The sequence below is a fragment of the Enterobacter sp. LM3 genome, from assembly GCF_046622475.1.
In the GTDB taxonomy this organism is placed as follows: domain Bacteria; phylum Pseudomonadota; class Gammaproteobacteria; order Enterobacterales; family Enterobacteriaceae; genus Enterobacter; species Enterobacter cloacae_P.
Genome location: NZ_JBJURN010000052.1, coordinates 1 through 1,097, shown reverse-complemented (window position 1 = coordinate 1,097; position 1,097 = coordinate 1). Strand labels below are relative to the sequence as shown.

Here is a 1,097-nt window from a genome sequence, read left to right as displayed (position 1 = left end):
AGAACTTTAGCAACAACGCCCGCGCCAACGGTACGGCCGCCTTCACGGATTGCGAAACGCAGACCGTCGTCCATCGCGATTGGGTGGATCAGCGTCACAACCATCTTGATGTTGTCGCCTGGCATTACCATCTCTACGCCTTCTGGCAGTTCGATGGTACCGGTCACGTCAGTTGTACGGAAGTAGAACTGTGGACGGTAGCCTTTGAAGAACGGAGTATGACGGCCGCCTTCGTCTTTGGACAGAATGTACACTTCAGATTCGAACTTGGTGTGTGGCTTGATTGAGCCTGGCTTCGCCAGTACCTGACCACGTTCGATTTCTTCACGTTTGATACCACGCAGCAGAACACCAACGTTCTCACCAGCACGGCCTTCGTCCAGCAGTTTGCGGAACATTTCAACGCCAGTACAGGTAGACTTCGCAGTCTCTTTGATACCAACGATTTCAACTTCTTCGCCAACTTTGATGATACCGCGCTCTACACGACCGGTAACAACGGTACCACGACCGGAGATGGAGAATACGTCTTCAATTGGCAGCAGGAATGGCTTGTCAATCGCACGCTCTGGTTCTGGGATGTAAGAATCCAGGAAGCCAGCCAGTTCGATGATTTTCGCTTCCCACTCTGCTTCGCCTTCCAGCGCTTTCAGAGCAGAACCACGAACGATTGGAGTATCGTCGCCTGGGAAATCGTACTGAGACAGCAGTTCACGAACTTCCATCTCTACCAGTTCCAGCAGCTCTTCGTCATCAACCATGTCGCACTTGTTCAGGAACACGATGATGTAAGGAACGCCTACCTGACGACCCAGCAGGATGTGCTCACGAGTCTGAGGCATAGGGCCGTCAGTCGCAGCAACAACCAGGATCGCGCCGTCCATCTGCGCAGCACCGGTGATCATGTTTTTAACATAGTCGGCGTGGCCTGGGCAGTCTACGTGTGCGTAGTGGCGAGTCGGGGTGTCATATTCAACGTGGGAAGTGTTGATGGTGATACCACGAGCTTTTTCTTCTGGTGCGTTATCGATCTGGTCGAATGCACGAGCAGAACCACCGTAGGTTTTTGCCAGAACGGTAGTGATTGCAGCGGTCAG

Annotated in this window: 1 protein-coding gene; it reads right to left on the bottom strand. The window is 53.0% G+C overall.

Features of this window, described 5'->3' with window-relative positions:
• Window positions 1-1,097: elongation factor Tu (tuf, locus tag ACJ9N4_RS20875; RefSeq protein WP_411500799.1), on the bottom strand; the 1,097-nt coding region annotated here is incomplete at both ends.